Source organism: Paenibacillus amylolyticus (assembly GCF_001570725.1).
GTDB lineage: Bacteria > Bacillota > Bacilli > Paenibacillales > Paenibacillaceae > Paenibacillus > Paenibacillus amylolyticus_A.
Map to the genome: position 1 here is coordinate 34,304 of NZ_BCNV01000001.1, position 24,599 is coordinate 58,902.

The 24,599-nt window shown below is 46.8% G+C and carries 21 protein-coding genes; 9 read left to right on the plus strand and 12 right to left on the minus strand.

Annotation, left to right across the window (positions count from 1 at the left end; translation table 11 throughout):
- Nucleotides 1–44 precede the first annotated feature (44 nt).
- Nucleotides 45–335, minus strand: a complete 291-nt coding sequence (locus PAHA3_RS30090; RefSeq protein WP_153028155.1) for a hypothetical protein — start codon at nt 333–335, stop codon at nt 45–47.
- Between the two features lie 317 nt (nt 336–652).
- Here PAHA3_RS30090 and PAHA3_RS00155 point away from each other — a divergent pair, with 317 nt between their 5' ends.
- Nucleotides 653–2,722, plus strand: a complete 2,070-nt coding sequence (locus PAHA3_RS00155; protein ID WP_062832938.1) for an nSTAND1 domain-containing NTPase — start codon at nt 653–655, stop codon at nt 2,720–2,722.
- A 183-nt stretch (nt 2,723–2,905) separates the two neighbouring features.
- Here PAHA3_RS00155 and PAHA3_RS00160 read toward each other — a convergent pair whose 3' ends face one another.
- Both PAHA3_RS00160 and PAHA3_RS00165 read right to left on the minus strand, forming a co-directional pair.
- Entirely contained in the window at nt 2,906–4,858 is a 1,953-nt protein-coding gene (locus PAHA3_RS00160) for an AraC family transcriptional regulator (protein WP_235599342.1), read from the minus strand.
- A gap of 91 nt (nt 4,859–4,949) precedes the next feature.
- Nucleotides 4,950–6,647: a sigma-54 interaction domain-containing protein gene (locus tag PAHA3_RS00165; RefSeq protein ID WP_062832940.1), complete on the minus strand. Its 1,698-nt coding sequence runs from the start codon at nt 6,645–6,647 to the stop codon at nt 4,950–4,952.
- Nucleotides 6,648–7,074: 427 nt separating this feature from the next.
- Here PAHA3_RS00165 and PAHA3_RS30770 point away from each other — a divergent pair, with 427 nt between their 5' ends.
- Entirely contained in the window at nt 7,075–7,863 is a 789-nt protein-coding gene (locus PAHA3_RS30770) for a hypothetical protein (RefSeq protein ID WP_062832941.1), read from the plus strand.
- 227 nt (nt 7,864–8,090) lie between these two features.
- On the opposite strand, the gene PAHA3_RS00175 is transcribed toward PAHA3_RS30770, so the two are convergent.
- Entirely contained in the window at nt 8,091–9,014 is a 924-nt protein-coding gene (locus PAHA3_RS00175) for a proline dehydrogenase family protein (protein WP_062832942.1), read from the minus strand.
- A 245-nt stretch (nt 9,015–9,259) separates the two neighbouring features.
- Here PAHA3_RS00175 and pruA point away from each other — a divergent pair, with 245 nt between their 5' ends.
- Together pruA and rpoN are read left to right on the plus strand one after the other, a co-directional pair.
- Nucleotides 9,260–10,807: an L-glutamate gamma-semialdehyde dehydrogenase gene (gene pruA, locus PAHA3_RS00180; RefSeq protein ID WP_062832943.1), complete on the plus strand. Its 1,548-nt coding sequence runs from the start codon at nt 9,260–9,262 to the stop codon at nt 10,805–10,807.
- A gap of 87 nt (nt 10,808–10,894) precedes the next feature.
- Nucleotides 10,895–12,199, plus strand: coding sequence for an RNA polymerase factor sigma-54 (gene rpoN / locus PAHA3_RS00185; protein WP_062832944.1), 1,305 nt, complete (start codon nt 10,895–10,897; stop codon nt 12,197–12,199).
- Between the two features lie 88 nt (nt 12,200–12,287).
- On the opposite strand, the gene PAHA3_RS00190 is transcribed toward rpoN, so the two are convergent.
- Nucleotides 12,288–13,721: an aspartate ammonia-lyase gene (locus PAHA3_RS00190; RefSeq protein WP_062832945.1), complete on the minus strand. Its 1,434-nt coding sequence runs from the start codon at nt 13,719–13,721 to the stop codon at nt 12,288–12,290.
- A 325-nt stretch (nt 13,722–14,046) separates the two neighbouring features.
- Here PAHA3_RS00190 and PAHA3_RS00195 point away from each other — a divergent pair, with 325 nt between their 5' ends.
- From PAHA3_RS00195 to PAHA3_RS00205, 3 genes are all read left to right on the plus strand, one after another.
- Nucleotides 14,047–15,324: a methyl-accepting chemotaxis protein gene (locus tag PAHA3_RS00195; RefSeq protein WP_062832946.1), complete on the plus strand. Its 1,278-nt coding sequence runs from the start codon at nt 14,047–14,049 to the stop codon at nt 15,322–15,324.
- A 197-nt stretch (nt 15,325–15,521) separates the two neighbouring features.
- Entirely contained in the window at nt 15,522–16,367 is an 846-nt protein-coding gene (locus tag PAHA3_RS00200) for a hypothetical protein (protein WP_062832947.1), read from the plus strand.
- Nucleotides 16,368–16,581: 214 nt separating this feature from the next.
- Nucleotides 16,582–17,289 carry a stalk domain-containing protein gene (locus PAHA3_RS00205; protein WP_062832948.1) on the plus strand — a complete coding sequence of 236 codons (708 nt, stop codon included), beginning with the start codon at nt 16,582–16,584 and terminating at the stop codon, nt 17,287–17,289.
- A 118-nt stretch (nt 17,290–17,407) separates the two neighbouring features.
- Here the strand turns inward: PAHA3_RS00205 and PAHA3_RS00210 are convergent, their stop codons facing one another.
- Nucleotides 17,408–18,382: a ring-cleaving dioxygenase gene (locus tag PAHA3_RS00210; RefSeq protein WP_062832949.1), complete on the minus strand. Its 975-nt coding sequence runs from the start codon at nt 18,380–18,382 to the stop codon at nt 17,408–17,410.
- Nucleotides 18,383–18,799: 417 nt separating this feature from the next.
- Here PAHA3_RS00210 and PAHA3_RS00215 point away from each other — a divergent pair, with 417 nt between their 5' ends.
- Nucleotides 18,800–19,561: a YwaF family protein gene (locus tag PAHA3_RS00215; protein WP_062832950.1), complete on the plus strand. Its 762-nt coding sequence runs from the start codon at nt 18,800–18,802 to the stop codon at nt 19,559–19,561.
- A 139-nt stretch (nt 19,562–19,700) separates the two neighbouring features.
- Here PAHA3_RS00215 and PAHA3_RS00220 read toward each other — a convergent pair whose 3' ends face one another.
- The 3 genes from PAHA3_RS00220 to PAHA3_RS00230 all read right to left on the minus strand — a co-directional run bounded on the left by PAHA3_RS00220 (nt 19,701) and on the right by PAHA3_RS00230 (nt 22,102).
- Nucleotides 19,701–20,495 (minus strand): SDR family oxidoreductase, encoded by a 795-nt coding sequence (locus tag PAHA3_RS00220; protein ID WP_036612094.1) that lies wholly within the window; start codon nt 20,493–20,495, stop codon nt 19,701–19,703.
- 210 nt (nt 20,496–20,705) lie between these two features.
- The gene (locus PAHA3_RS00225) at nt 20,706–20,969 is read right to left on the minus strand and encodes a YqkE family protein (protein WP_036612099.1); all 264 of its coding nucleotides are present in this window, start codon (nt 20,967–20,969) and stop codon (nt 20,706–20,708) included.
- Nucleotides 20,970–21,454: 485 nt separating this feature from the next.
- Nucleotides 21,455–22,102, minus strand: coding sequence for a peptidylprolyl isomerase (locus PAHA3_RS00230; RefSeq protein ID WP_062832951.1), 648 nt, complete (start codon nt 22,100–22,102; stop codon nt 21,455–21,457).
- Nucleotides 22,103–22,357: 255 nt separating this feature from the next.
- On the opposite strand from PAHA3_RS00230, the gene PAHA3_RS00235 reads away from it, so the two are divergent.
- Nucleotides 22,358–23,572, plus strand: coding sequence for an MFS transporter (locus tag PAHA3_RS00235; protein WP_062832952.1), 1,215 nt, complete (start codon nt 22,358–22,360; stop codon nt 23,570–23,572).
- Nucleotides 23,573–23,662: 90 nt separating this feature from the next.
- On the opposite strand, the gene PAHA3_RS00240 is transcribed toward PAHA3_RS00235, so the two are convergent.
- The 3 genes from PAHA3_RS00240 to PAHA3_RS30310 all read right to left on the minus strand — a co-directional run bounded on the left by PAHA3_RS00240 (nt 23,663) and on the right by PAHA3_RS30310 (nt 24,557).
- A complete protein-coding gene (locus tag PAHA3_RS00240; protein ID WP_062832953.1) occupies nt 23,663–23,863 on the minus strand; it encodes a hypothetical protein in 201 nt (66 codons plus the stop codon).
- Between the two features lie 39 nt (nt 23,864–23,902).
- Entirely contained in the window at nt 23,903–24,274 is a 372-nt protein-coding gene (locus PAHA3_RS00245; protein ID WP_062832954.1) for a hypothetical protein, read from the minus strand.
- 121 nt (nt 24,275–24,395) lie between these two features.
- The gene (locus tag PAHA3_RS30310) at nt 24,396–24,557 is read right to left on the minus strand and encodes a hypothetical protein (protein WP_017690239.1); all 162 of its coding nucleotides are present in this window, start codon (nt 24,555–24,557) and stop codon (nt 24,396–24,398) included.
- Nucleotides 24,558–24,599: the final 42 nt, after the last annotated feature.

Here is a 24,599-nt window from a genome sequence, read left to right on the forward strand (position 1 = left end):
ACGAGACAGACTGTGCATCTGTCTTACACGACCTCCTGCACAGTCTAACAGTTTTTACTGATTCGCCGAATATGTTGTAATGAAGCAGTCAGGTGTTGAAAGGTGGGAGTGGAGCGGCGCCCCCGATAAAGTTTCGTTTCACCGGAGGATGGTGCCAAAGATAAAGAGGTAGGAGCAGCCAGCCGATACGGGGGTGATGACCGGTCGGGACGTTCTTCCGGTTCTGCCTCATGGGCTGCCATTGAAATACCGCTTTGGTGCAGCCATTCATTAAGTCGCTTGGGATTGATTCCGAGTTGTCCGCTCAGATTACAGATATCGAGGTTTATTCTCACACAAATCCGCCTTTCCTGGAATATCGGGCTGGTAGTAGGGTTTGAAAGGGAAGCATGAATTCGAGATCGGTAAATGCTCATGTACATGTTGGCTGTGCTTGATCGGCGGAATGATTCATTATGTTAAGAAGTAGCGCGGAGTCGTCTATGTATATCGTGTAAAACGTTTCCATGTCCGCTGGTTTGAATATTTCCAATAAATTGGCTTTTAACAAGATTCTATCACTTCACATGCAATTGCGCGTCTCAATATAGTCTCAATTTTGTGAGAAAATAAAGTATATTAAAAGTACCAGTATCTAGTACGGAGGACATATATGGGAAATAGTAGTGAGGCTCAATACGACAAATATGTTAAGGATGGCAAACGTTTCGTTGGTCGAGCCAAGGAACTGACGACACTGGAGCAGTGGTTCGAACATCCGGAAGCCCCATTAACCATATTTTCAATTACGGGCATGGGAGGCATCGGTAAATCATCCTTGCTTTCAGAAATGCTATCCATATCTCGGGATCAAGGTGCAACGGCAATATGGATGGACGGGCGATCATGCGGAGCGACCCCTTCCGTATTTATGGATTATTTATCGTCGACATTGGGATTGGAAACACTGGATAGTGAAGGGTACCCGCGACCACTGAGCTTGCTGAAAGACACTTCGGTCGATAAACGATTGGTCCTGGCAGTGGATAATTATGAAGAACTCGCACTGCTGGAAAGTTGGTTCATGGAAGTCTTCATATCCAAACTTCCGTTAAGAGGGATACTTGTGATTCTTGCATCACGCCCGGAAATGGCATCTGCTTGGCGAACACATCCGCGATTGCATAGGCGCTTTGTACAGATGCGGCTTCAACATTTTACAGTCGATGAGATTACAGAGTATATCACGGTCGCAGGCTCTCTGGATAAGGGTGTGGCAGGTACCATTACGAGGATGACCGACGGGCATCCGCTGGGTCTGGCCCTTGCTGTGGAAGCTGCGGATCAGAGACGTAATCTTCCGCATGCCGAATGGGCTGAGCTGTCGCATATGATTAGTGCCCGATTACTATTGGAACTTACATTTCCCCGATTACATCCCATGGTGGAGGTACTAACACTGCTTGAGACAGCAAATCAGGAGTTGTTATCATCTGTACTGGATATGACCGTGACGACAGAAGAGTTTCATATGCTGAGACAGATGTCTTTTATCCGTTCCGGCCCGGATGGTCTTGCCCTGCATGATATAGCCAGGGTGCACCTGCTGCGAGATTTTCGCCAACGGGAGCCACATCGGTTGCAGACGATGCGGATCAAAATCGCGAAGTTGCTGAAACCGCTGCATGAACAGGCGGGGTCTCATGAGCGTCGCCAGATCGCCCGAAAGATGCTGCTGCTCTGTCAGGAATCCATGCTTCAACACCGCAAGTACGCGGACGTATCTCGTGATTCCTTGTTCTCGCCTCTCGAAACGATGAGAAGAGAGGATCTGCCTGCTCTGCACATCTTGTTACAGCAATGGTGTGAGTACAGTGTGGAACCATGGCAGGCTGTATCCTATGGATGCTTCCTGGATGAATTGGCACAACGTTATCCTGAAGGGATCGTATTGATGCGTGACAGGCTTGGGGAGACGATCGCGATGTTCATTACCGTACTTGTACATAGGGATAGTAGCCAGCTGCTTCTGAAATATTTTCCAAATGAAATGCATGAATGCTTCACACCACAAGAGCTGGCGAATGACCCGGATCAGAGTGACACGCACTTTGCTTTGCTGGCTGCGGCAAGAGATGATGTGCCTGGTTATACACGAGAAGAACTGGTAGGATACATGGCACTGGACCGGCTGTCTCTGTTGGGTGATGGTGCGCGTGCGATGCTCGTTGCAACGAATCCTCACCTGAAACTATTTTTGCAAAGCATTGGATTCCAGATGCGAAGAACCCACACTCGTGTCTGCGACAGATTTGAGGATCAGGCGGACGTACTTGATTTGGATTTGCGTAGTGGGCAATTCGGAGAGTGGGTCATGTCTCTGCTTGATCCAAAATCAATAGAGGATCGTATACAGCCGGAAACAACGGAAGTGGATGGAGTAATCTGGACTGAACATGATGTTCGCAAGATGTTGGGGGATCTTCGTTCCCCGGGAGAATTGCATGAATATGCTGACAGGGTTAGAGGAGTAAAGGATGGGATCCAGTTACAGCTGTATGTTATGGATCTGTTGGAGGGCAGAGTACATGGTCTATCTCCACAGGATCAGATGCTGTTACACGCGGCCTACTGGACGCATGCTGGCAATCCAACTGCCGCAGCCCAGAAGTGTTCCATGAGTCGGGCAACATTCTATCGCCATCTTCGAACAGCGCTGACTCGCTTGGCGCGAATTTTGTAGCCAGAACGGCACATTACAGGACGAATAAACTTGCTGGAACAGGCAGATGTTACAACCTATAGCTCAAGAATGTTGCAACCAAAAACACGCAGTCGCGAGTGGTTCGGCCCGCTAATGCGTGTTTTTGGTGTCCGGTTTATCAGGGAATCTTATTTCTACTAACTTGATGATGCAGACCAACAACTATTGCTTGGTTTGCACTAGCCAGTCTGCAAGTTCTTCGGTTTGTATGAGAATGGCGATGGGGTCCCAATACCAGGAACGATCTGCTCCCCAGATGTATACATGATCATTTTTGACAGCGTCCAGACCACCCCAGATCGGGTCTGCTTTCAGGGTGTCCATCGTCTGATTATCCGTAGTCAAGATGATATAATCTCCGGCATATTTTGGTAGCACCTCAGCCGAGAGACTTGCCCAGCCTGGATCTTGTAACTCGGCCATGACTGCAGCGGGAGGTTTGAAGCCGAGCACGTTATATATCGGTTGACCGCCTTTGCCATAGTTGGAACCAACGGTGGAGATATCTTTACCCATATACTCCAATATGGAGAATGTGCTGTCAGCAGGAATGACGTTCAGTACTTTTTCTTTGGCAGCAGCTGTACGACGGTCGTATTCGGCAAGCCAGGATGCAGCTTCCGTTTCTTTTCCTAGCAGTTCTCCGAAGTAAGTAATCTCCTCATGCACACTTTTGAACGAAGCATACGGTACGATGACGGTGGGAGCAATCTTAACGAGTTGCTCATTCATCTCGGCATAGGTGTCATCCATAATGATGAGATCCGACTCCATGGAAGCAATTTTCTCCAGATTGCCGTTTCCATCCCCCAAATCTTCAACATCTTTCAGCACATCGTTCAAGTAAGGATTAATAATATGGTGACTGGATGTACCGACAGGGGTTACCCCCAAAGCGATCAAGCTGCCCAGATATTCACCGGCTACAATTCGTTTCGGATATACAGGAACTTTGACGTCTCCGGTAACGGTGGATACGGTTTTGGTCTGTGGCTGTTCAGATGTTGACGTACCGGCAGCTTGTTCTTGATTGGTGCCCGTCGATGCAGTTCCGTTTTCGTTTGCAGCAGAGGTATTGTTTGCTACATTCCCCGTTCCGCAAGCACTGAGTAGTAACATGAGACTGAATAATAATACGATGGCTGTTGATGGCCTTGACCCGCTATACATGTTGATTTCGTCCTCTCCATCACGATCTGGTTGATAATCATTATCATCTATACCAGTATAACGGAGCGGTTTGGGAGGGCCAATGGATAATCTCATGGTTGTAGAAGGACAATCTTCCAGTCCGGGGCGCTTCGCCTGTTGTGCCCGATAATGAGAGGGAGAGACACCTTTATATTTTTTGAATAACCTGCCCAAATAAAAGGGATCCTGATACCCGATACTGGATGCAATTTCTTTTAACGTGGCATCTGTCTCCAGCAGTAACGCTGCGGCCTTGTCGATCCTGACTTTAATGAGATAATCAATGGGACTAAGGCCTGTCCGGCTTTTGAAATAGGAAGACAGATGTGCGACACTGTAGTTCAGACTCTCGGAGAGGGATTCCAGCGTTATCGCATCTGCATATCGTGTTTGAATGATCGTAATGATCTGTGCCGCCAAATCACGCTTGTGTGAACGTGTACCTTGTGTCTGCATCTGATTCAATAACTCACTGATCAATTGCAGTAACAGGCTTTTGGCACGCAATGGTGCAACTGGATCTGCTTTCTCCCATTCCTCGTACATGTCGGTGAACAGGCGATACATCATGACAGGATCGGAAGGAAGCAGGCTATATGTGGTGTCAAAAGGGCGCAGCTGACTGGCAACATCCTTGAGTGTCTGACTTGTACCAGGTGACAGTGTTGCTTTATAGTAAACGGCGTAATATTCGTAGCCTTCGGCTTCCGGCTCTATCGTAAGGTTGCTGCCTTTGCCGGTATGGAATACCTGGAATCTTCGGGTGCTGTGCGCCGTCCCATTTAGCATGATTTGTGCACTTCCGCGGACCGACAGGATCAGGAGGCTGGCAGGCACAACGTAAGAGCGTGGGGAGTGCTCTGCTCTCAGTATCACGCGGCGAACATCAAATATTTTGCAATAAGCGTGATTCCATAACAACATGTGATTCGGGATATCCATCCTTTGCAACTCACCTTCTTATTGAAGCTAACGATATTTCATTTTATCCATTATAACGACAAGAAGAGGCTGGTCATAGACCAAGCCTCTTCATGCGATTATAGAGCGTTGCCCTGGAGATACCGAGCTGCTTCGCGAGTGTTCGTTTGTTGCCGCCTGCCGCTTCCAGATATTGAAGTAGAAGTTCAGCCTCATAGGTGTCCAATTTTTGCTGATAGGTGTCATTGGAGACGAGCTTGGAATCATCGGAATGATCCACATTCGCAGAAGTTCGAGCTTCTTGTTCCCTCGCCAAATGCTGAGGTTGCCCGTGTTCACTGTTGATATGTGGATGAATTCCCGATGTCAGCTGCATTTCGGACTGATCTTGTGCGGTCAGGGAGATAAGGGTATCGGGCAGGTATTCCGGCTTGACCTCACCATCTGTCGTCAGAATGGTCAAACGTTCTATCACATTTCTTAATTCACGAATATTGCCTGGCCAATCATACTGGAAAAGCAACTTAAACACTTCAGGCGGAACCAGCTCAATATGACGGTTGTAGAGCAAGGAGAACTCTTGCAGGAACGTCTGGGTTAATTCATATATATCTTCCTTGCGCATGCGCAGGGGAGGGATGACAAGGTTAATGACGTTAAGTCGATAATACAGATCTTCCCGGAATTCATTGCGGGCAATCATGCTGAGCAGATTCTGGTTGGTTGCTGCGATAATCCGGCAATCGGCCTGTTTCATACGCGTTCCCCCCACAGGAAAGTAACTCTTCTCCTGCAATACCCGAAGCAGCTTCACTTGCAGTTCCAATGGCATCTCACCGATCTCATCCAGAAAAAGAGTACCCCCCTCGGCAAGCTCGATCTTGCCTTTTTTGCCTTTGGGGTCAGCTCCGGAGAATGCACCCTTCTCATAGCCGAATAACTCACTTTCGAACAAGGAAGCGGGGATTGCCCCACAGTTAATGGCGATAAATGGTGCAGTCTGCAATTCACGAAGATCATGAATGGCTTTGGCGAATAACTCCTTACCTGTGCCACTCTCTCCGAGGATGAGCACGGTTGCTGAGGTGGTGCTGATCTTGCGGATGGTATCCAGACACTGGCGAATGACCGGGCTGCTACCTTTGATACGAGCAAATGGATCCGTGTCGGGACGCAGTCTGGCGACGGCTTTCTCCAGATGTTGGACTTTGGATGTCATATGTAATAGTTCCTGATGTAATCGAATTTCGGTTGTGATATCTACTTCCGCAGCTACTGCGCCCACAATGCGTCCATCCAGCTGAACCGGACGGGCGTTAATCAGAGCGAACAGATCTGGTCTCGGCTGATGCTGTTTGCGATAGACGGTTTCGCCGGTATATAACGTCTTGAGGGACTGGAGGCGATCAGGCGGAAAAAAGTCTGCGGCAGGCTTTCCGATAATGTCATTTTTGCTAATTGAAAATACATGCTCCGCACCAGATGTCCAGTAGGCCACCTTAGCTTCTTCATTGATTAATGTCAAGGCAGAACCGGCTGTTTCCAATGTGGTCTCAAAGTAGGCCTCCATCAGCCGATGTGCATGCATCATCGCATACAGGACATCGGATACGGCGATATAACCCAATATGGGCCCATCATCCTGAATGAACAAATAAGAAGATGTGTCGAATAAGGAGATGGTATCTACCAGAGATGTTGTTGATGGAATGGTGGGCTTGGAGAGACCTGTATCCAGAGTACCCGTATCCGTACGCAATAAAGACATTAAATCAGGAAGTAAATGTTTCATCGGTATCACCTCAGTTGGGGTATAACGTTCAGAACTATACCTGTTACAAGCAAGGAATTCTTGCGATTTGAGTAAATGGAAAAATTTGAGTGGAGATATTTATTCATATTATAGCTTTCAAAATGAACTGTGTATAGATTTTTTGACATGAAGCATACATAATGCGATCGAAAATAGTAGTTGAGTTTGCTGTGTATATTTATAATGCGCTTTCAATTCTATTATTTGAGTTTGGTTGCTGAAAAATAATAATAAAATGGAATTTAGAGTTAGGTACGAGTCATTAAATATGACATTTATTTTAAATGAACGGTTATTTTTAAAGGTTAAGTGATTCTATGTACTGCCCTTCAATTTGTCCACACCATTAAGAATCTTCTGAATAATACTATAAGAAGGACTGAATGAATCAAAGGAGGGTGATGAAATGGCTATTCTATCAACTGGCCCCATAGAGAATAATATTTCAGGGATAACGGGTATCCGACCTACTCAATCCGTCACGGTCAAAATTGATAACCGGAATGAGACAGAAATGTTCACGGTGCTTCTTCGGGGCTATTACCTTAATGGAGTCAGAACATTATATGTAGAAGAACTGCTCAATGTATCACCTAATCAGGTCATAACCAAAGATTATGATGGGAATTTTGACGCTTTCGAGTTTGTATTTTCAACCTCAGACACGGCTACTGAGGAAGCCCAAATATCCGTATGGGGCAAAGGTACTGATGACGAGTTAGTCGCAGCTCACCGATTGGTGTCTCAGGAGTTGTTGGGAGAGACACAGAGTACAACGGGAAAAGGTTTATCCTCATATGCATATATTTTTAATACATCAGCTCAGACTGTTGCTACCGAAGCAGACATAACCTTTGACAGTAACCAAAATCTTACGAATATTATTCATACACCTAATACCGCTGAGATTATTATTGGCAATGCCGGGGACTACGCGGTATTTTTCATCGTTGCAGGTGTACAGGCGAACCAATTCACCCTTTATCAAAACGGAGCCCCTGTAGGGGGCAGTGTCTATGGTAGCGGTGCTGGTACCCAACCCAATCCGGGAATGGTCATTATCACTGCTGCATCAAGTGATGTACTGACATTACGGAATCATTCCAGTGCATCAGAAGTTGATCTGCAAACCCTGGCAGGCGGAACACAGATCAATGCCAATGCCTCTATACTAATTCAACAATTAAGTGGTTAAACTTTTCGTGCTTGTAATTGTAATTAATAAATGGATGTGTCCAGAAAAATAGATATTTAAAATTGAGGATGCTAATTTTTTAGACATTAAGAGATGAATCGGAGCGAAGAAAAATAGGATGCTCTGATATGGTGTTCGTCCAGAAAAAACCATGTGCCCTGAAAGAAAGTGGCAGCATGGTTTTTATTTTGTCTTTGTTCATTTATATATTGATTCAGCTGAGGTAACTAGCGGAACATATTCTTAACGACCATCCAGAGATTAGCCGGTTTTTCGGCCAAACGGCGGGTATAGTACGGATACCACATGGTGCCATATGGCACGTAACAGCGAATCCGATAGCCTTCTTTAGCGAGACGTTCCTGTTCGCTCATGCGCAGACCATATAACATCTGAAATTCAAAGGCATCCGGCGAGATTCCACGGTCTTTGGCGTATTGTTTGGTCCAGTTAATAATGTGATCGTCATGCGAGGCAACCGCTGTGTATACTCCCTGATCGAGATGATTGCGAATCATTGTTTTGAATTGATGAATGACTTCAGAAGCATTCTGATAGGCAACAGATCCGGGTTCTTTGTAAGCTCCTTTGACCAGACGAAGCCGGATACCTTCCCGAATCATATCGCGCGTATCTTCCTCGGTGCGATGCAGATAGGCCTGCAATACTGTACCTGTATTGTGCAGTCCTTCCGAGTGCAGTCTTCTCACAATGTCCAGCGTAGCTTGTGTAAATGGACTATCCTCCATATCAATTCGGACAAACAAATCATGCAGCTTGGCTTGTGCAGCAACGGTACGGATATTTCGATAACCCTCTTCCGGGTCGAGTGCAAGGCCCATCTGGGTTGGTTTCAGCGAGACGTTGGAGTCTGCCTTCTCACGTGCAATGCCTTCTACCAGTCGTACATACTCATCTCTGTATAATGCCGCTTCGCTCAGGCGGGTGATACCTTCGCCCAGATGATCGAGCGTAGCCATGATGCCTTTGTTGTTGAGGATGCGGATCTCTTTGAGAGCTTCTTCCAAGGTGTTTCCTGCAATAAATTTGCCTGCCAGCTTCTTACCATATCTAATGGACAGGTTCTCTACAGCTTTGTTGCCTGCCACGGTTAATAAGGTTTTACGATATATTTCCGTTCCCACACTCATTTTCGTTTCCTCCTTCAGCATTGCATATCATTCGATCCAACTCAGTTGAATCGTGCTTTTTATCCCTTTTAGAAGCAAGAAGTGTGCCAGAATAGCGAAGACTCCGATTTTATTTTCCGAAGAAAATATTTCATTTCCAACCGGAGTTGGCACGGATTTTGCTACATATATTGGGTGATGAGTACCATGCAAATCAATTCAGGCGAGCAGCCAGTGAATCCCACATCCTGAAGGAGGAATCATTTATGAATATCCCTTTTGTTAACGAACCATTCACACCCTTTACGGTCCCGGCGAACCAGGAAGCATTTGAAGACGCACTTCGTCAGGTAGAAGCTGAACTGGGGCGGGAATACCCGATTATTATTGGTGGTCAAAAAATAACAAGTAACCGCACGTTAACTTCCGTGAACCCCGCAGCCAAAAATCAGGTTGTCGGAACGATTCATCAGGCAGATCAGGAATTGGCCGAAAAGGCCATTCAGACAGCAGCGGAGACATTCCACACCTGGAAACATACTGACCCGAATGAACGGGCCCGTTATCTGTACAAAGCAGCGGCCATTATGCGCCGTCGCAAGCATGAGTTCTCCGCATGGATGGTGTATGAAGCTGGCAAGACTTGGCCTGAAGCCGATGCGGATACAGCGGAAGCTATTGATTTTATGGAATTCTATGCACGAGATATGCAGCGACTGAGTGAACCACAGCCTCTCGTACGGATTGCAGGGGAAGATAATGAACTGAGTTATATTCCACTGGGCGTTGGCATTGTCATTCCACCTTGGAATTTCCCGCTGGCGATTATGGCTGGCATGACTTCGGCTGCACTGGTATCAGGCAACACAGTGGTCTTGAAGCCTGCCAGCACAACGCCGGTGATTGCGGCTAAATTCATGGAGCTGCTCGCAGAAGTTGGCTTGCCAGATGGCGTCGTGAACTTTTTACCAGGACCAGGCAGTGAAGTGGGCGATTATCTCGTGGATCATGCGCTTACCCGTTTTATCAGCTTCACCGGTTCCAGAGATGTAGGACTGCGGATTAATGAACGTGCAGCCCGTACTGCTCCGGGTCAGAAGTGGATCAAGCGGGTTATTGCAGAGATGGGTGGCAAGGATTCCATCGTTGTAGATAGTGACAGTGATTTGGAACTGGCGGCAGAGTCCATTACCGCTTCGGCATTTGGTTTCTCAGGACAGAAATGTTCGGCGTGTTCCCGTGCCATTATTCATAAGGATGTATATGATGAAGTATTACAAAAAGTGATTGAACGGACACAGAAACTGACGATGGGCAGTCCGCTTGAAGTGGGAAGTCAGATTGGGCCGGTTATTGATGACAAGGCTTATGAGAAGATTACGGAATATATTGAAATTGGCAAGACTGAGGGACGTCTTGTGCATGGTGGGGGTACCGGGAATGTCGAGGGTTATTTCATTGAACCAACCATTATTGCGGATGTGGACCCAAAAGCCCGGATTGCTCAGGATGAGATTTTTGGACCCGTGCTTGCGTTTATCAAAGCAGAATCCTTCCAGGACGCATTGGATATCGCCAACAATACCGACTATGGTCTGACTGGAGCAGTGATCTCACGTAATCGTGAACATCTGGAACAGGCAAGACGCGAGTACTTCGCGGGTAATCTGTACTTCAACCGGAAATGTACCGGGGCATTGGTAGGCACGCATCCATTTGGCGGGTTTAACATGTCAGGTACGGATTCCAAGGCAGGTGGAAGAGACTATCTGCTGCTGTTTACCCAGGCGAAGCTGGTATCCGAGAAATACTAAACAGATTATCCATGATCCGACTAAAGTCTGCTTACAATCGTTTGAATAGTATGCTATTATCCCTGCAACGCATAAGGAGGGAAACGGATGTTAGGTGTTCAGTTGGTACAGGAACAACGTATTCGGCTGTCCATCACGCCGGAGATGAAACAATCCTTTCATTTGCTAACCATGTCTGGTCAGGATCTGACTCGTTACTTGCAAGATGTAGCGGAGGAAAATCCCGTGCTTGAGCTAGAAGAAGAAACTGCGCCCCTCGCCCGGATTCCACGGCGAGTGGATCAGCGCAGTTATGCTTCCTATGATCCGCTGCTTCAGGCAAAAGGTGCCGAACCTACATTGGAACAATTGCTGATTGCGCAAATTCGAGTGATGATACTTCCAGACAAATTGGAAAATATGGCTGTATATTTGGCAGGGTGTGTTAATGATGATGGATATCTGACGGTTGAACTGGCAGAGGTGCAAGCAGTGCTAAAGGTGTCCATGAATGAGATTGCAACAGGACTGGAACTTCTCCAGTCTCTGGACCCCGCTGGTGTAGGTGCTCGGAATCTGCAGGAATGTCTGTTGCTCCAGATCAGACGCGATCCATCGGCTGTTTTGTACGCTGAACGCATGGTGGAAGCGGGATTGGAAGCACTGGTTCCTTTTCATCCAGGAAGAACAGGGAGTCGATTAGGTATGACTTCGCGGGAAGCTCAGACTGCCTATGACTATATTACACGCCTGGACCCCAAGCCTTGCCGATCCATCGGATGTACGGAACGACCGCATTACATTATCCCCGATGCCATTGTCGGGTTGCATAACGGCGAGGCCCATTTCAGTCTGCATGCGGCAGGTAACCCTCGTGTATCCATGAATGAAGCATGTTTCCGCTGGATCAGGGATGAGGCTCCGGACGAAATCTGGTCTAACCGAGCGGCAGAGGCGAGGGCTATCATTCGCAGTCTGCACCTGCGACGCAGAACGTTAATGCGTGTGTTGACGGCCGTGATGGAAGAGCAGGAGCCCTTTTTGGTTAAAGGACCATCCGCGCTAAAACCGCTTAATCTCGCTATTATTGCAGAGAAAATTGGCATGCATGAATCAACCATAAGTCGTGCCGTGAACGGTAAATATATAGAAACCCCGCATGGTGTATATGAACTCAGAGCTTTTTTTGCCTCGGGAATCGGTACAACGTCAGGGGATAAAACATCAGCGTCAGCAGTGAAACAGAGATTAAAAGAAATCGTTCGCGCGGAACAGAGCCATCGGCCACACTCGGACAGTCAATTGGCGACACTGCTCGCCGAGGACGGAATTATCATCTCCCGGAGAACGGTCGCCAAGTACCGGGAGGAGCTTCACATTTTGCCTTCCCTTGAGCGTAAACGGTGGGCTTAACGGAGTATCAGGCATATTATCATCTCCGAATAGAAGAACCCCCGCGAACCGGATGAACGGTCTGCGGGGGTTCTTTGTGATCTCAGTCCTACAAACGTTCCATATTACGCAGGAAGTGTTCTCCGGCAATACCTGGCGTGGTCATCTGCTCCGGATGAAGAATCTCTTCCAGTTCTTCCGGTGTCAGCAGTCCGCGTTCCAGAATAATCTCCTGCAAGGTAAGTCCAGTCTTGAGCGCTTCCTTCACGATGGAAGCTGCCACATTATAACCTAAGTGCGGGTTCAACGCCGTTACCACACTGAAACTTTGCTTCATGATTAATTCACAGCGCTCACGGTTGGCTTCCATCTCTTCCACCGCATAACGCGTGAAGACATCAATACCGTTATTCATGATTTTCAGCGATTGCAGCAAGTTGAACGCAATAACTGGGCCCATAACATTCAGCTCGAATTGACCGGCTTCACACGCCATACAGATCGTATGGTCGTTCCCCATCACCTGGAAGGATACCTGGTTAATGACTTCGGCCATAACGGGGTTTACTTTACCTGGCATGATAGAGGAACCTGGCTGACGCGGTGGCAAGCGTAATTCATTGAATCCAGCACGCGGACCTGAAGCCATCATGCGAATATCATTACAGATTTTGGACAGGCTGACTGCACATACCTTGAGCGCCGCTGAAAGTTCCAGATAGGCATCCGTGTTCTGCGTCGCATCCACAAGATCTTCTGCTGTCTGTAGTGGTAGTCCAGTAACATCAGACAGGTGTTCCGTAACCTTGACGATATATTCGGGTTTCGCATTGAGCCCTGTACCTACCGCAGTTGCACCCATGTTAATCGTAAGCAGGCGACGATTGGCGAATTCAAGACGCTCGATATCCCGTCCGATGACGCGGGCATATGCTCCGAATTCTTGTCCAAGGCGAATAGGCACGGCATCCTGAAGATGGGTACGGCCTACTTTGACCACATCGTTGAATTCCTCTTCTTTTTTACGGAACGCATCCTGTAGCCTTTTCATCGTAGCCAGTAACGTCTCGGACAGTCGATACGCGGCAATACGCAGTGCTGTAGGCACCACGTCATTGGTGGATTGGGACATGTTCACATGATTATTGGGATTGCAGTGGAAGTAATCTCCCTTGCTCTGCAATAACAGTTCAAGTCCGCGATTGGCGAGAATTTCGTTCATATTCATATTCATGGAGGTGCCTGCACCGCCCTGAATGGAGTCCACAATAAAATGATCCAGATGATGGCCTTTCATCATTTCTTCAGCAGCCATGACGATGACATCGCCAATTTTGCTTGGTAGCATTTTCAGTTCCATATTCGTAATTGCCGCAGCTTTTTTCACCGCAGCCAGAGCTGTGATCAGCTCCCGGTGTACCGGAACGCCGGTAATCGGGAAGTTCTCCACGGCCCGCACCGTCTGAATGCCGTAATAGGCATAAGCAGGTATTTCTTTTTCACCGATAAAATCTTTCTCCGTCCTTGTGGACATAGTAGACATTTCGTTCGCCTCCAGTGGCATCCAATAAATAGGTCAGCTCCGGCATTGCCGAAGCGCACTCAGTATATCATTTAAGCAAAATGGATGCCAAGCTAAATCATTTCGCCTGATTTGCCGATAATAATTTAAATTAGGGATTTGTTTTATACGTAGTTAATCATTAAAGGGGGCTGAAAAGCTTGTCTTATTCATTATGCACTACATGATAGAGAAGTCATGCATGAACCATAAACAGGGAGTGGACAGAACGTTTTCAGTGATGTATATCACATGATATTTAGTACATGATTGGTAAAATAGGAAAAAAGGACTACGGGGTGTGAATATGAAATGGACTTTAGGCGCAAAGACAGTCGCGGGTTTGGTACTGATTTCTATTATTACGTACGGAACTAGCGGCTTTTTTATATTTTTCCTCCAGGACTGGCTCTCATTTAACATGCCAAGCTGGTTGTATATCTCCATCATCCTTGTTATGGGGGTGTGTTGGAACGGAATTCTCGGATGGTTCGCCTCTCGCTGGCTGACTCGTCCCATTGTTCAGCTTTCTCGTGCGGCACAACAAGTTTCATCCGGGGATCTGACAACGGAGATTCCACAGCGACGTGCGCAGGATGAACTTACTGTATTATATGATGCTTTTCGTGTAATGGTTTCTAATCTCAGAAGTATTGTAAACGATATCGCAGACAGTACACGTACCACATCACAGAACGCCCAGTCGCTTAGTGAAGCGATTACCCAAGCCGCGGAGCAGATCGAGATGATGTCGGAAGCGGTGGATCATATTGCGGTGGGAGTAGAAGAGCAGAAAGTTACTTCTCATCAGTCTCTGATTACTGCGGATGAGATGTTGAACGACTTCCAGCGTATGCATAGCCAGTCGATGGGCATGACAGAGATGTCTGGTCAGATGGAACGATCGGTGGATCATACGAAACAGACCTTCTCATCCCTGATGAAAGGAATGGACGAGCTGGCCGAGTCTCACAATCGTTCTCGTGACATTATGCTGTTGCTGGAGAAGGAAGCCTCCGATATCGAGGTAATTACCCAGTCTGTCAAAAATATTGCTGAGGAAACAGGGCTGCTTGCCCTGAATGCTTCCATTGAGGCAGCACGAGCTGGCGAAGAAGGTTCTGGTTTTGCTGTCGTGGCACAGCAGATCCGCAAGCTGGCAGACGAGAGTAAGGAATCGGTTCATCGTATTAATGAGCTGATCAGTCGCGTGCAGCAGCGGATAAGGGAGACGGCACAGCTGTCTCATGAGCAGCATGGTCTGGTGGTTAATGAATCCGAACGGACCATCTCTGTGGATCAGACGTTGCATGAACTGACAGGTACGGTGGAAGTATTTATGAAGGGTGCACATGATATCGGTTCCAAGATTGCAGAACAGACAGGCCGCGTGGAGCAAACGCACGGTCATGTGAAGAAGATCCAGGGGAAAGCCGGATCGTTCTCTGATGAGGCAAGACGAATCATGGATGCCGCACACGAAGAGACAGCCATTATGGAGGAGATTTCCTCCTCGGCTGAAGAACTGAGACAGTTAACGGATCGATTAATGGACAAAACCAAAGCATTCCGGATGCAGCCTTGAGCTGTGTTCGGATTTTTTTTTGCTATTTGAGAATAATTTGCCCTTGGAAATTTGCTTATTCTGGTTAAAGCCGAACGTTCTTTCGTGAAAAGAGAAATATGTAAAGAATTTTTTTGAAAGATTAACAAATTCGCAACTTGCAGGCGATAAATGAAGATATAATAGGATTATCACAACAGAAGAAGGAGCCCAGTATATTGAAAACTTGGACAGGTATCCTGCTGATGATTATTTTGGCGGTAGCTACGATTAGTACAACTTCAGCTGCCAGAACCATGAATGAATCGCAAAAACAGCTTAACATAGATGATCAATCCAGCCAGACCGAAGCGGTTGAGGCTTCCAATATAGATAAAATGCATGACACAGCGAATACAATGCAAGAATCGATTCCCGTTAAAGAGCAGTACGTTTCGGTTGCACCAGAGAATGAAAACATCAGATTATACCCTATGAAAGTCGAGGGTTCAGGATATATATATAATGGAATGATTTTGGAAGTGGACGGCAAGACGCAAGAATTTAGTGATTGGCAGGGAGAAGGCGGGTCTTACAAGCCCGAAGTGCACGAGCTGGATCTAAATGGAGACGGCCAGAAAGAGATTGTTGTTTTGTACACGGAAGGACATGGAACAGGTATTTATTTGGGACAAGCCCGTATTATTGATCCGGTGACGCTGGAAGAGATGAAGATGCAATCTTTGGATGAGATCGTGAAGCAGCATGTGCAGTCGAAGGTTACGGTTAGATCAGACCGTGTGGATGTTGCCGTTGCCGTTGATGGCGTTCAAGCAGAGCCTTCACAGATCGAGGAAGACACGAGTGGTGGCGTATATAACGAAGAATTGGGATTCGGCGGAGTGACGTATTACAGTGTGGAGGATGGTCAACTTGTCGTATCAGCAGCAGGAGCTTACGGTTTGGGCCTATACGCTGGTGATCTGACATTTGCTTATGAATATGTGGATGGCGAGTGGAAGGCTACGGATTTGAAGTACAGCATGGAAATATATGAAGAAGAATATTACGAATCCTTTGATTGATATTTAGTGAACAGTTGAACAAAATATCTCCCTTTCTGCCTTTACGGACAGTGGGGAAAAGGGCGAGGCTGAAAAAAATCGTGACATACAGCCTCGTTTTGTGCTGCCCAAAGATAGGAAATGTGTACTAAAAATGCAGGAAACAATTGACATGATCACTTTAGTCGTTTAATTGTATAAAGGATAACTCATTTAACGTTCAGGAGGGATTTTGATGAAGAAGAAGGTTGTACTGGGTTTAATGGTAGGCACATTAACGCTTGGGATCGGAACAGGTGCACTCGCAGCAACAGGGCTAGAACCAATTAAAGCTTATTTGAACAGCAAGATTACGCTGAAAATGAATGGTGCTACGGTGACAGCCAAAGATGCAAATGGTAAAACGGTGTTGCCCATTACGTACGATGGAACAACTTATTTGCCTGTGCGTGCCGTGGGTTCATTACTCGGGACAGAGATTACTTATGACAGTGCAACCTCTTCGGTGTTGATCGGCGGTACTAACGGATCAGCACCATCTGAAACGAATAAACTGACACTCAGTTCACTCGGAACATCCGTACTGGGGACATCCGCATGGCATACCAAAGATCCTGCGGAGACCACTTATAAAGGCAAGGATTACAAAGATGTATATCTGCATACGGATTCCGTGAAGCAAGGAGATGACTTCCAGATCATGACGGGTAAAACGTACTCTTCCCTGCATCTGGAACTGGCCGCTCTTCAAGGTAATCAGGAGATACAGGTAATCAACCAGGACAATACGGTTCTCAAAAAGCTGAGTATTTCGCCAGGAAGCGGCTTGGTAAGCCTGGACGTGGATGTATCAGGCACTGAAGCTGTTTTTGTGGAGATTGTTTCAGAAGATCCAGGTTCATCGCTGTTTGTACCGCTTACAACATCGTATTTGGTTAATTAAAATAGATGTAATCAAAAAAACGATTATCAACGATGGTGTCACTGGATCAAATCCATTACACACATTGTGATAATCGTTTTTATGTTTATTCAGTGCATACCACGTTGATCATGCGAAATTAGCGGATGACGGTGTCCAGCGGTTTAAGATTGGCTTCAATCTCGGCACGGCGACCTTCGAGGAATGGCGGCAAGGCAAGGGATTCTCCCAGATGTGCCAATTCTTCGTCTGTATCAAATCCCGGACCATCGGTTGCCAGCTCGAACAGAATACCGTTCGCTTCACGGAAATACAGGGAGCGGAAGTAGAAGCGGTCTACAAAACCGGAATTTGGGAATTGGAAATTATGAACCCGTTCCACCCATTGTCTCAGCTCTTCTTCATTATCCACACGGAACGCAACATGGTGCACGCTGCCACGTCCAGGACGTTCTTGGGCAAGATCATTTCGCTCTTCAACATGCACCTCGGAGCCGCTACCACCTTCGCCTGACTCAAAGACCAGTACATCAGGTTGACCTGGAGTAAAGGCAGGGTAGCTTCCTTTTGCTCTGAAACCAAGCAGTTGGGTAAGAACTGGAGCAGTAAGAGAGGCGTCTTTTACCGTAAGATGGATGGGGCCGAGACCTACAATGCCATACTCGGCAGGTACAGGGCTCTGATCCCATGGTTTACCACCAGCGACACCTGTATTGTTTTCATCCGAAACCAGAATCAGACGTTGTCCTTCAAAGTCCGTGAATGAGAGCGTGGCGCGACCGCCCCGTTCAACAATCTCTCCATGATCAACTTCGAATTCGTCAAAACGCTGCTGCCAGTACGTAAGTGCCGCATCACTTGGCACACGCAGTGACGTTGCTGAGATGCTGTTCACGCCTTCACGAGTCTGTCCTGCCATCGGAATTTCGAAGAAGGTAAGCTCGGTACCCGGATTGCCTTTCTCATCGCCATAGAAAAGATGGTAGACGGATACGTCATCCTGGTTGACTGTTTTCTTAATCAAGCGCAGACCCATGATATTGGTGTAGAAACGATAGTTCTGATCGGCATGGGCTGTCAGGGCAGATACGTGGTGAAGTCCTTTGATTTGCATAATAATTCCTCCTAGTTAGGTTATACGTTCAACAAAGGATTATTTACACTGGCACTTCGATGACAGAACAACCTTCCGATCGCTGTTATCCCCAGATTTTTTGATTCCTTTTTTAAAGGGGAAATTCGGGGATAAAGGCGAACGCTCTGCTTCTTCAGGTTATTTCTGTCCTCTCCGTTATCGTGTAAAAGTTCAGTTGAACATTTTTTGAGTTTATTTTAATTTATTCCTTATTAAGAAAGTTACTAACTTTTAGTTTGTTTTGGTTCTGAAATTATCTTAACATAAAGATATTTAAATTACAATGCTTATTTAGAATTCCAACTGGACAGCTCTTTCATTCAATGGCAAAATGAAAAAGTTAACATTAAAGAGAGATAATGTTGGTGAGATGATCGCAAAGGAGAGAAGAGAGGTATGGCGTATCCACCATGGCTGGACCCTTATGATGCAGAGCCGTTTATCCTGTTCTCCACTTCACATATCGTTTCCATTTGCTTAATTACAGCAATGATTCTCCTGATGTTTTTGCTTCGACACCATCTTCAATCATGGTCAGAGAGGGCACGCCGCACACTGCGGATTGTTCTAGCCTGTATCATGTTCGCTTGTGAAATCGTGTTGCAACTCTGGTATGTGTATGGCGGGATATGGAGCCTGCAGACATCACTGCCACTTGAACTGTGTAGCCTGTCTCTACTATTATCGGCGTTGTTATTATTGACACGCAGTCGACTTTTACATTCTGCACTGTTATTCGCAGGCATCGCAGGAGCCCTTATGGCGATTCTGACGCCTAATCTGGGCTATGGTTATGCTCATTTTCGATTCATTCAATTTTTCGTCGCTCATGCCTGTATCATACTGGCTTTGCTCTACATGACCTGGGTGGAGCAGCTGCGACCTAGCTGGAGATCTGTAGCAGGTTCGATGATATTTGTGAATGTAGCGGCACTAATTGTATACGTTGTAGATGTCATGCTTGATGCGAATTACATGTTCTTGAGATACAAACCGAGTACACCCTCAGTGCTGGATATGCTAGGTCCTTATCCCATGTACATCCTTGGGGAAGAGATACTGGCGCTAGTCTTGTTTTCGCTGATGTACGTTTTGCTCTTTGCCATTCCAGACTGGTTGAACCATCGTGTGAAAAAAGGTAAAAGCTCCACGGTATAGTGATAATCCTTGTACTTGCGCCTGCGTTGTATCATAAGCTTTTTATAAATAAAACATCCCGCAGTAATCTGACCGGATCAGATCGCTTGCGGGATGTTTGGGCGTTGTCCCTGAACTGGGGCCAACTTATATTATAAGTTTATCCACGGAGCAGAGATTCCGCACCATCCACGTAGATTCGTGTACCTGTAACATGAGAGGCTTCATCGGAAGCGAGGAATAGAACGAGGTTAGCCACTTGCTTCGACGTTCCAGGTTCACCCTTGAGCGGATGTTCATGACCCTCAGGGAATTCAACAGGGATCTGTACTTCTTTCAGATCATCCGACGGGTAGGTGTTATCATCAATGTTGGTATCGATGGCTCCTGGGCAGACGGCGTTAACACGGATCTTGTAACGAGCCAGCTCCAGTGCAGCCATCTTGGTAAACGCGGTTTGTCCCGCTTTGCTGGAAGCGTATGCAGAGAACCCAATACCTGAGAAGACCCGGTTACCGTTGATGGAACTAGTGATAATGATGCTGCCGCCATGTTCTTTCAGATGGGGGATGGCATATTTGACGGTTGCGAAGGTTCCGCGCATATTGATCTCCATCGTCTGATCCCAGTCCTCGATTTCCATCGTTTCAATGGGAGCCATCGTTCCGTTGATGCCAGCATTCGCAAATATGATATCCAGTTTACCGGCTTCAGCCGCGGCCTGATTAATCGCCTTCTGCACATTATCCGGTTTGGAGATATCACATTCGATCACATACGCTTCTCCGCCAGCCTTTTCAATCGTTTGCTTGGTTTCCTCTGCATTTTCGGGTGTGCGATCCAGCATGTATACTTTGGCACCATGCTCGGCGAAACGAATAGCAGTAGCCTGACCAATACCCGATCCACCTCCAGTTACAATCGCCACTTTACCTTCCAAACGTTGTTCAGTCATCTCTGATCCCTCCGTATGGTTATAGATTATCGTTGTACGCTCTACTTCTACATACCCGGCTCAAGACTGGTGAATCATATGTGTCTATATCAAAAAAACAGGACCGCAACGCGGCCCTGTTCTGGGAGCAGATCATCTTCAGGATCTGTCTGCTGTAATATTATTTTGGCATGTGGATGGTCAGAGATTCCCTCAGGTCATGCCCGAAACTTACTTATGTTTCTTCCAGTCCATTGCGCTGTTATTGAGCAAATATTCGAAGTCGTTATCCCGGCGCTTTTGCTCCGCTTGGCGAGCTTCTTCTGCTTGCTGACGTTCCTGCTCTTTAAGTGCCGCCTCGGCAGCCTTTGCCTCATCTGCCTGAGCTTTCAGCTTCTCCAGCACATCACTGCTAAGCAGATCTTTCAGTGTTGTGGGTTTATCCTGTGCTACTGCTGCTTTGGGAGCAGGAGTGCGTTTTTTGGATTTTGCCATAGGAAAATCTCCTTTCCAAACATGAATCAGGTTCCATTTATCATACAGTAGTCATAGTATATCAGGTTCCCGGAATTCATTCCATGAATCTGCGGAACAAAAGCAGGAAAACGGGGCATGCGTGACGAATGAAAACGGGTATAAAATCATATACTATTACCGATACTGCGACTATTCCCTGGAGAAAGGAGTCGTTGTTCGTGGAAGTAAACCGTGGTTTACTGAAAGGGCTTGCATGGGGCGTTGCCTTTAGCTGCCCGTTATGGATTGCGATTATCGGCTGGTTACGTTTGATGGGATGGATGTATTGAGGATGATGCCGGAAGAGGTCCTTTTTTATAAAGTCAGTTATGTAACCGTTATCATTAAATTCAATAAATAAAGCTCTGCCTTGCGAATTTCGCATAGGACAGAGCTTTTGTTTGTTTAGCAGTTCATTAACGAACCATGACTATAAATTATTATCTGTTTGGCATAGCCACTGATTAAGGCATTTTTACCGGTTCTGGATACTCCAGACCATGGGTATCTACCGTAACTTTTTTCATAACTTGATCGGTAACCGGTTTGTCAGCTTCACCTATTTCCTGAGCTGCAATACCATCAACAACTTCCATACCTTCTGTTACCTTGCCGAAGGTGGCATATGCATTATCCAGGTAATCTGCGTCAGCTAGCATGATGAAGAATTGGGAGCCAGCAGAATCCAAATCATTTGTACGCGCCATGGAGATAACCCCACGCGTATGATTCAGGTGGTTTTTGTGACCATTGGATGTAAATTCACCCTTAATGGTGTATCCAGGGCCTCCTGAACCGTTGCCATCCGGATCACCACCCTGAATCATGAAACCAGGAATGACCCGGTGAAAGATCAGGCCGTCATAGAAACCTTGATTGGCCAGTGAAATAAAATTGTTCACCGTATTGGGTGCAATTTCAGGATAGAGCTCAATGACGATTTTCTGTCCATCTGCCATCTCAATGGTAGCTACCGGATTAGGGCCTGTTGGTTCAACTGGAGCTGGTGTTTCCGTAGCACCACTGGAAGGGCGTCCACAACCACTAATGACGATAAGCAGCATCGCGAGAACCAGCGAAACCACAGTGTTTTTTTTCCACCGTAAAGACATGAAAATGTTCCTCCTTGCATCTCTGCATTATATATTTTCTCCAAATCTTATTTGGATATTTACCCAACTATCATACCGTTTTTATGGACAGGATGGCAATGCAATACATGTGTTTGTGGTGAACAAGGGATGGCCTTCGTGGAATCATGGGTGTAAAATAAGGAAAATGCTTCCGCATAGGGACGTACGGGTCTGTTCCGTCCGCTCTAATACACGGCAGTCCCGGCGTCAGTAACGGAAAGGGCGTGCGGGTATATGAACTTCTCGTGGAAGCGTAATTTAGTGATATTGTGGATTGGTGTATTTTTTTGCAGCACCGCATATTCGATCTCCATTCCATTTCTGCCCCTGTTCCTAAGTGCTGATCTGGGGGTTCGTGATCATCTGGAGTTATGGTCAGGACTGGCTTTTGGTATTACGTTTCTTGCGAGTGCGCTTGTATCACCGTTCTGGGGCTCGCTGGCTGACAAATACGGGCGCAAGCCCATGCTCATCCGGTCAGGATACAGCCTTGCCGTCTTGTATTTAATCAATTATTTCGTGCAGGACCCTTATTCGCTGATTGTTGTTCGATTGTTCCAAGGCTTGCTTGCAGGATTCGTTCCAGCAGCGATTGCTCTTGTGGGTACGAATACACCTGAAGAGAAGACAGGATATGCACTGGGCATTATGTCTACTGCGGGAGCCACAGGTGGGATTATCGGGCCGTTAATCGGTGGTGTGGTGAGCCATTATTATGGGAACCGGAATGCATTTTTGTTTTCGGCTATTGTAGTGCTAGTCTCCGCGATCATCGCAACCTTCTGGGTAAAAGAAGAGAACTTCAACCGGAACAAAGCGCGTTCTCATGTCATGGATGACATTCGTGAAGCGAGAGCGAATCGTTTGTTTATGACGGTGCTTGGCATGATGGGAATATGTACGTTCTCTGTCATGATTCTGGAGCCACTATTGACGGTCTATGTGATGGAAATGGGCGTTCAGCCTGATCGCGCCTCACTTAGCTCGGGTATTATTTTCTCGGCGGTGGGTGTAGCAACAGTTATTATGGCACCGCGTTGGGGCAAGATTGGTTCAAGGATTGGATACGGTAAAGTGTTGATCATTGGACTGGTTGGTGGGGCTGTAGGCAATCTTCTACAGTTCTTTACAACAGGTTATATCGGATTTGGCATATTGCGATTTGTATATGGTTTATTCTTTGCGGCTGTATTTCCGGCGATTAACGCCATGATTGTACAGGCTACTGCATCTAGTTTTAGAGGAAGAGCCTTTAGTTTGAATCAGTCCGCTGCCCAGATCGGGACGATGGCGGGGCCAATCATTGGTGGTGTTCTTGGTGGCTGGCTGCCGATTCGCTGGATTTTTATCATTAACGGAGTTGCGCTGTTAATCACTGCGATTGTAGCCAAGTGGTCGGGCTTGGATCACAAGTTGCCCGTGGCAAGTAAGGTTTCCGCTAAGCGGTGAAGCTGGATTGCGAGTAGAAAGTGAACTAAAAAGAACGAAAAAGATGACGCTGTTGTTACAGACGTCATCTTTTTTAAGTCTACTACGGATCTATTTAAGTTGATCATCCAAAGAGTGCTTGCGAGAAGCCTTCTCTTTAGGAATGGCATGCTCCACCGCATCACGTTGATCCTCATCCTCAAGCGCTTCGGGGAAGGAGTCCTCAGTGAACAGTCCGAAGTCCGGGTCAATATCCCGTTCCGTCACGAGATTATCTGGTTCATGCACATGCTTTTGGTGATCTTCCTTCATCGTATATGCACCTCCTCATTCAGGATGACATCACGGCCGTTAGCGTCGCGGTGGAATGTCGTTCTCCGGCTTGGCACCCGCACCAGCACCATTGAGCAGATCGGTACCATGCAATGCATCCGGATCGGGTGCAGCAGGATCAACCGGACTGTTGGGTTGCAGAAGATCTGCATCCGGTACGGATTCGAGCGGTGTCTCAGCCAAACGTGAATCCAATTCCGGCTCGTCTACAGCGGTTGCGGCTACGGGTGCAAGATCCGAATCTTCCGTTACAATCCGTCTGCCGGAAACTTCGTCAAAGGTATCCATATCGCCTTCCGGAACTTCCGTCTCTGGTGGAATATCGCGGGACCTCTGATAACGGTCATAATAGCGGTCGCTCTCTTCGTTACTGATCGGTTTGTCAGACATGAGTAGCACTTCCTTTCATCTCGGTTTCTCAAAAGCTTCTTACCCCGTAGTTACCCAAAGCGCTAACGTTGTAATCTTGCACAGGTTATTATCCCCGGGTGTTTGCTACGATATGAATGCCTTAAAATTTGGGGAATACATACTTGACCAAGAAGTATAAGAATCCAAAAAAGATAATGATATACGCGGCATATTTAATAAATGTGGAGGCGACCATACTTGAATCCGATTTATGCTGAACATCCTTATGTTCCACCTCAACCGTACGATGTGGCTCATTCATTGGAATCATCTCCTTAGGGTGTGTGTTTGCTTTGAGAAACCA